Raw genomic sequence first — 7,959 nt, forward strand, 5'->3', positions numbered from 1 at the left:
CAAATCGACCTATCAAAAAGCTCAGAAATTCAATAATAAAAAACAGTTCAGATTGAAAAAGAAGGCTTATTTTATTTGTAATCCCATTTCTAGGTCATTAGCAATCAGCTTCACTTACAAAAAGATTTAATGAGTTATTGATTATCTTGCTTCTAAATGGTTTTCAACTTCAAACTTACTCCCTACTACTCTATAGGGTGTCCTTCAATTATTACTTATCCCCTTTAAACGAGATCCCTTTCAGGAAATAACGATTAAAGAAAGCATAAATCAATAGCACCGGCATCGTAAACACCATTGAAGCGGCCATAATATAATTCCATTGTGTAATGTATTGACCTTTAAATTGATTTAGTCCAACTGGTAATGTATACATCGCCGCATCAGACATAATGATCAACGGTCGCATAAAGTCATTCCATGATGCCATGAAAACAAAGACTGCCTGAGCTGCCAAAGCGGGCTTTGCCATTGGAAGAACGATCCGAAAGAATGTCCCAAACCGAGATAAACCGTCCAAGGCTGCTGCTTCTTCCAGCTCTTTTGGGAAGTTAAGGAAAAATTGTCGCATCATAAAAATGAACGTCGCATTGACCATGGCCGGGATGATTAATCCATGATATGTATTTAACCATCCTAAGTGATTTAAGATTAAATAATTGGGAATCATCGTCACCTGTCCTGGAATCATTAATACCGCTAAAATACAAATAAACAAACTTTTTTTTCCAGGAAAGCTAAGACGCGCTAAAGCATATCCAGCCATCGAATTAAATAGTAAATTCAAGCTTGTTCCGATTACAGCCACAAATACACTATTAAATAACCAGCGTAGAAACATCGGTTGCTCTGCAATGATAAACCTGAAATTATCTAGTGTGAAATTTCTTGGGATTAGGTTCATGTTATGGGTCAATATCTCTTCTAATGATTTAAACGATGAAGATAAAGCCCATAAAAACGGGAATAAAGTAACAACCGCATATGTAACTAAAATCGTATAGACGACCGTTTTACCTATCCCTAATTTATTCATCATGATAGATCCTCCTTACTCTATTGGGATTAAGCCAACATTCTTCCATTTAGTAACCTATGGCTCTGCACACTACGAGCCTACTATATAGAAACCCACTCATAGCAGACTTAAATCCATATAGCGGCTTTGCTCAATGCTTTTTTTTCAAAAAGAGAAAACTACACCCTTTTTTGTAAAAACTTTAATAGAATGTTTCCTCTTTTGATAACTTTCGTTGTAATAAGGTCGCAGTTAGTATCACAAAAGCTAATCCAAATGCTAATGCAGCTGCATATCCCATTCTTCCAGCTGAATCAAATGCATATTGATAGATTAGTAAAACGACAGTCAACGTAGAGTTACTTGGGCCACCAGACCCTCCCGAGAATATATAGGATTGATCAAATAACTGAAAGGTCCCGATAATCCCCATTATGACCGCAAATGATGTTACTGGTCTTAACAATGGAACAGTGATTTGCCAAAATTTTTGAATGGGTCCTGCTCCATCTAACTCAGCCGCTTCATATAAGGAATCAGGAATATCTTGAAGTGCCGCTAAATAAATAACCATAAAAAACGGTGCTGTTGCCCAAATATTCATGATCATGATCGCGATTAATGCAACCGATGGATCATTCAGCCAGTTATATGTAGGAAGTCCTAGGAATGCAAGCATTTGGTTAAAGGCACCCTCTTGGTTGTACATCCACATAAAAATCAACGTTAACACAGCTGAAGACGTGAGCGTCGGTAAAAAATAAATGATCCGAAAAAGCTTTTCTCCCTTCATCCCTGCATTTAACGTTGCCGCTAAAAATAGAGCTAGCATCGTCTGGACAGGTACAACAATTAGCACATATTTAAAGGTATTCCATAACGCAATCCCAGCCCGGTAATCATCAGATATTCGTAAAAAGTTATTAATACCAACAAATTCGAAGCTGGTTCCCCCTAAAAGCTGTACACGATGAAACGATAGAAAGATAGCATAAAAAATGGGGAGTAACACAAATACCCCAATGACAAGTAAGGTTGGTGACATGAATGCATAGCCTTGACCCGCTTCACTTAACGCCCGTTTGGAGTATTCCCGCTTCTTTTTGTGACCTGCTTCTGCCAACACTGTCGTCGATTTATGTTGTTGCTTAGCCATGTGGTGTTCTCCTTTCCTATGAAAAACAAGGAGAAGGGAGAGGTCTCTCCCTTACCTCATTAATCTTCAATTTCTCTATTTGCAACACGCTGAGCTTCTTCTAATGCCTCATCTAGCGGTCGTTGTCCTAAGAACGCACTTAAGAATTCATTATTAAAGTTATTATTGATAATTGGTAAGTTCGTATCATCGGCCCAAACCGTTGCGTAGCTTGCCGCTTCAGCAAATGGCCCTCTAATTTCGTCATCAAACAACCCTAGCTCCTCTGATACAGAGGCGCGAGTTGGAAACGCAAACCCTCCTCTCGTCCAAAGCTCCATTCCTTCTGGGCCCGTTAACCAAGAAATCAGTTCCCAAGCAGCCTCTTTTTTCTCAGAGTCTTTATTCATGACGTAAGCAACGGTGTAAGCCATTGAACCTTTTTCTCCATCAATTGTCGGAATCTCAGCTGTTTTCCAATTAAGATTCGGAAATGTTTCTTCCAAGAAGGAGATCGTCCAGTTGCCTTCAAACATCATGGCCGTACGACCTTGACCAAACATTTCGCCTCCCCAATCAGCGCCTACATCACTAGGTACTCCAACAACACCGCTTTGTTTCATGTCAATCACTGGTTGTAAAGCCTCTACAACCTTAGGATCACTAAAGCTAGCTTGGTTGTTTTCTGCTACACTTCCGCCTTTTGATTCAGCAATAAACTTTAAACGCGCTAGATCAGCTACAACACCGAACCCATATTGTCCAGTTACTTCCGTTAAGATTTCTGCATACTCTTCAAGCTCTTTCCATGTTTCTGGGGGTCCTTCTAACCCAGCCTCTTCAAACCTATCTTCGTTATAAAAGAGTGCTAGAGTTGACGTATCTTTTGGCAAACCATAGATCGTATCATTTCGCTTAAAAGCATTCAACAACGGTTCTTCAAAATCATTTATATCAAAATCCTCTGTAATATAATGATCTAAAGGTTCTAATACCCCAGTGTCCATTAACGCTGGAGCTTCAAAAGCGTCTAAGAAAAAAACGTCTGCTGCGTTTCCACCAATTAACCTAGTACGAAGAACATCCATATATTGATCCGCTACAATATCAACATTTACTGATATATGCGGGTGCTTCTCTTCAAATGTTGCAATCGTTTCTGCGAAGATGCGTTGCTCAGCTGGTGATGATCCCCAAGCACTTAGTGTGATTTCAATGATTTCATCGCCATTCTCATTTACAGCTCCGCTATCACCTGATGAACAAGCCGCCAGTAAGCTACCAGCTACTAAAAAACATGTTAATCCGATCGACCTCATCCACTTCTGCATTTAACAATCCCCTCTTTCTTTTTGATTTAGATTTGATGACTGACTATACTTTCAACAATGTCACAGCCTGTTGTGTTCTCTAGGATGCTTATTTTGAATGACTCGTTCTCCCTTTTTAACTGAAGGGAAAGCGTACCTTCACCAATTCTCATATTCTCCACTTTTAATTTATTCATTCCTTCTGGTAAATAAGGGCTTAATTCGATTTGGTTATTTAAACAGTTCGGGAATAGCCCAAGCATAGCTTGAACAAATACCATTGGCGTTCCAGCAGCCCATGCTTGAGGTGAACAAGCAACTGGATATTTAACAGCCTTTCCAACCGCATCGTAACCACAGAATAATTCAGGCAAGCGATCATATTCAAATGAATCAGCGGAATTAATAAGCCCCTTCATTACAGTAGCAGCCTGTTGCTGATTTTTCATCTTGCTCATCCCAAGAATGATCATACTATTATCGTGCGGCCAAACCGTGCCATTATGATAGCTCATTGGATTATAGCCCGCTTCGCCTTTCCCCATTGTCCGAATACCATAGCCAGAGAACATCTTTTCTGATGTAAGCATATTGCTTACGATTTCAGCTTTTTTTTCATTTAGCATCCCAGACAATAAGACGTGTCCTGGATTCGATGTAATAGTTCCAACTTGTTCCTTATTTTTGTCTAACGCTAACGCGTAAAACTGGACATCTTCCATCCAAAATTCCCTTTCAAATTGATTCTTTAATTCATTTGCCTCAATTCTTAATTGATCTGACATTTCAATGTTTCCTAACACTTTATACACTTCAGCTATACCTTCTTTTGCCTGGAACACATAACCCTGTACTTCCGACAATGCAATTGGTGTTTCCCCAAAACTGCCATCACGGTGAACGACTGAATCTCCCGAATCCTTCCAACCTTGGTTGGCGATCCCTTTTGACGATTCCTGATGGTATTCAACGAATTGATCTCCATTTCGATCTCCATATTGATCAATCCACATTAAAGCACGTTCTACATTCCTTTCAAGCTCTTTAAAAAGTGCTAAGTCCCCTGTCCATTTCACATACTCGCTTAAAAGGACTAAGAAAAGCGGTGTAGCGTCTATCGTCCCATAATAAGGTGCAAATGGGATTTGATTTGTATTTGCCAATTCGCCAAAACGAATTTCATGCATAATTTTTCCTGGCTCTTCATCACGCCAGCTATCCTTATTCTGTCCTTGTTTTGATGCCATTGTAAGTAATGTTCCTTTTGCTACCTCAGGATTGAATGGTAGCATCTGCAAGGCAGCAATCAAACTATCACGACCAAATGGAACGCCAAACCACGGTAAACCAGCAACCGGAAATTTACCATAACCTAAATCTGTTAATAGAACACGTAGGTCACCAATTCCACGATCAAGCAAACGCTGGAATGTTTGGTCGTCCGATTCAACCTTTGTTGTTTCCTGTTTCCAAGTTTCATAAGAAGACTTTAATTTTAAAAGAGCCTCCTCATGACAGCAGACAGCTGGCGCTTCCTCTCCTGTTACAGGAGTAAAGGTGAACACAATCGTTTTTTCCTCTTGATGATCGAGCGAAAGAGAAAAATGAACATCTCCAGCTTCCGTTGTTTGGGTAGCCTTTTCATTCCAGGCCACAATTGATTGACGTCGAATATTATCTGATCCTATGTATTGAAATGTTAAGCGATCCGCTTCTAGCAGAGTTCCTGTTTCTTTCCCTACTATTCCTTTTTGAAAGCCCCTTACGATAAACATGTCGGTAAAATCAGCTTCGACATGAAGACTCAAATCAAAAGAAGTACGCTTTGGATTATAATTCTTAGCTGTAATCACTTCATAACAAACTCCACTATATATAAAGCGCTTTCTCTTCAGTTCGATTGATTCTCGCCATAATTGCACTTCACCGTTTTCTTCTATGTGAGGGTTCGTTAAAATCATTTCTGCTACGTAATTCTCATCTGCTTCAGACGAAAGTAGAATCGGCTCAACGTCATTTATTTTCAAATCTAATTTACTTAAAAACCTCGTATCTTTTGTGTATAAGCCTGGTCCATAGGGATGATTTTTCGGAATATTTCCTTTTTCATCTGTTAATAAAAACAAGTCATTTTCTTTTATTACTCTATAATTCATTTAAATTCCCTCCAATACATTTTTAAAAGCTATACCGAAACGTTTATGACTATTTACCGAAACGTTTCGGTTTTTAGGTAAAAAAAATCATTTTGGCTCAGCAGTAGTCTCTCTTATAATCAGCTGATTATCTAAAATGACTTTTCGATTCGTTTTATTTCCTTCAAGCATATCAATTAATAGCTTAGCAGCTTTATAGCCCATTTGATATTTATCTTGATCAACGGTTGTTAGTTGTGGCTGTACATATTGTGCTAATGTTATGTTATCGTATCCAACAATTGAAAGCTCATCTGGTACTTTTAGACCTAAACGTTTAGCTGCACTCATGACACCGAGAGCCATCAAGTCACTTGCGCAAAAAATGGCCGTAACTTCTGGTCGCTCCTGAAAAAATGAATAGGCCATTTCCTCAGCTTGTTGTTCATTAAAGTTACCATTTAAAACATAGTTCTCTTGAAATGGAATCGAAGCCTCTTCTAATTGTTTCTTGTATCCAGTTAGCCTTCTTTGACTGACTAATGCTTGGTCGTGACCATTCATTATCGCAATGTTTCTATGACCTAAATTGGTTAAATGTTTTACTGCTATTTGTGCACCAAACACATTATCTGTAGACACATATCCCACATTCTCTCCTTCTATCTCTACGTCAATTAAGACACATGGGATATTGCTATCAATGACTTCTATTAAGTAGGGATCGTCGATTTTAACCCCTTGCATAATAACCCCTTCAACTTGTCTCTCGCGACAAAGCTGGCTGTAACTCTTTGCCTTTTGTTTGGCAGAGTTAGTGCTAAAAAGAATTAAGTCAAAGCCTTTATTGGAAGAAGAATCATTAATTCCACACATGATCTCATACGTAAACATATCCTTGGCCCCGGAAAGACTAAGCTCCGAAACCAGTAAGCCAATGGTTTCTGTTTTACTCTTAACTAAACTACGTGCCACAGCATTCGGACTATAGTTCAGCTCTTCAGCAACACTTTTGATCCTGGCTCGTGTTTTTTCATTCACATCATCATACCCATTTAAAGCCCTAGAGACCGTTGTAACCGATACCCCTGCAACTTTCGCAATATCTTTTATTGTAGCCATCAAAATCCTCCAAAACGTTTCGGTAACTATTACAAGTTTTACTTTACACATTTTTAGAAACGCTTTCAAGACATTTTTTAAAACTTTTTACGGAATTTTAAAATCCACTTTAAAATAATGAATTACCAGCCATAAATTTGAGCAACAATTTATCAATCAATCACATTAACCTAAATCCATCATCAATCCTTATTCTATCAATTTCTTATCATTTTTCCAAAACCCCCTCCACATCCTCTTTATTTCTACAAAATACTCTAAAAAAATGTCAAAAACAGTCCATCATCAGCCTTCCAACTTCATTTGACTGCCTTAGCTTTACAGTTTCTTATCCTTCCTTTTAGAAAACTCGTTTTCTCTCGTGTCGTTTTAAATAAATTATAAGTCGTATTTCAAATATATGTTTCATGTCACATTTCCTAACAAAATTACTTACAGCTTTAAAAATGCTTGTTATCCTATAGTTACCCGTAAAGCATTGCAACGAGAGCGCGTAAGGTCTTTGGCAATATGACTCTTGAAAATCTTATCGTTATGCTCTCACCATTTCCATATTCAGAAAAAACCAAAGGCGCACTAATTAGTGGCCTTTGGTTTTTTTCTGTTTTTATTTTTCTAAAAAGAATGACTACGATATGTGTGCAGAAAATTTGAAAAGGTTCCTGACCCTCCGTACTTTTTCAGTGCCCTCGCTTTTGACGACTGGGGGGCAGGAACCTTTTCAAATTAAGTGTTACTTTAAAGGTTTACCTTTTTAGGATCTAAGTCTCTAGGTCCTATTAGATATCGAACCTTACTTATCTCTAAATTAGAATCAAATTCATCCTTGACTTCAAATACTTTAACTTCTTTATCTTCAATCTTAAAACCATCACCTAAATGGAATCCGTCCCATTCTTCACCAAACTGTTGCTCCCTCAATTGTTTAGCCGTTCCCTCAAAAATGATTTTCTGATCAGTTACCACTTCACCTAAAAAATAAGCAAGAATAACCATTGTAGGATCTTTCAAGTTTAACTTCGCATTCGATTTCGGTTTCACTATCACCCCTCCTCTCGCCTATACATTCGACAAAAAAAGGCATTGACCTTCTTTATTCTACTCCCACTTCACGTATGGATGGTTTTCTCTTCTCGCTAAAAATTAATTTATACACTCATTATCATTAGCTTTGCATAAAGTTTCTTCAAATTTGTCAAGTAGTTTTGAGTAATTTATGGTTTCAAGGCACAAAAAAAC

Annotated in this window: 6 protein-coding genes; all 6 read right to left on the minus strand. The window is 38.1% G+C overall.

The window, feature by feature from the left end; all coding sequences use genetic code 11:
* Nucleotides 1-211 precede the first annotated feature (211 nt).
* The 6 genes from PQ474_RS13955 to PQ474_RS13980 all read right to left on the minus strand — a co-directional run bounded on the left by PQ474_RS13955 (nt 212) and on the right by PQ474_RS13980 (nt 7,761).
* Nucleotides 212-1,039, minus strand: a complete 828-nt coding sequence (locus PQ474_RS13955; protein ID WP_273844364.1) for a carbohydrate ABC transporter permease — start codon at nt 1,037-1,039, stop codon at nt 212-214.
* Nucleotides 1,040-1,220: 181 nt separating this feature from the next.
* Nucleotides 1,221-2,063: a carbohydrate ABC transporter permease gene (locus PQ474_RS13960; protein ID WP_273844377.1), complete on the minus strand. Its 843-nt coding sequence runs from the start codon at nt 2,061-2,063 to the stop codon at nt 1,221-1,223.
* A gap of 170 nt (nt 2,064-2,233) precedes the next feature.
* Nucleotides 2,234-3,484, minus strand: coding sequence for an ABC transporter substrate-binding protein (locus PQ474_RS13965; protein ID WP_273844366.1), 1,251 nt, complete (start codon nt 3,482-3,484; stop codon nt 2,234-2,236).
* A 26-nt stretch (nt 3,485-3,510) separates the two neighbouring features.
* Nucleotides 3,511-5,619, minus strand: a complete 2,109-nt coding sequence (locus tag PQ474_RS13970; protein WP_273844368.1) for an amylo-alpha-1,6-glucosidase — start codon at nt 5,617-5,619, stop codon at nt 3,511-3,513.
* A gap of 87 nt (nt 5,620-5,706) precedes the next feature.
* A complete protein-coding gene (locus tag PQ474_RS13975; RefSeq protein ID WP_273844370.1) occupies nt 5,707-6,720 on the minus strand; it encodes a LacI family DNA-binding transcriptional regulator in 1,014 nt (337 codons plus the stop codon).
* 738 nt (nt 6,721-7,458) lie between these two features.
* Complete coding sequence (locus PQ474_RS13980; protein ID WP_273844372.1) at nt 7,459-7,761, minus strand: hypothetical protein; 303 nt, start codon at nt 7,759-7,761, stop codon at nt 7,459-7,461.
* Nucleotides 7,762-7,959: the final 198 nt, after the last annotated feature.

This window comes from Halalkalibacter alkalisediminis (assembly GCF_028610705.1).
Taxonomy (GTDB): Bacteria; Bacillota; Bacilli; order Bacillales; family Bacillaceae_D; genus Halalkalibacter; species Halalkalibacter alkalisediminis.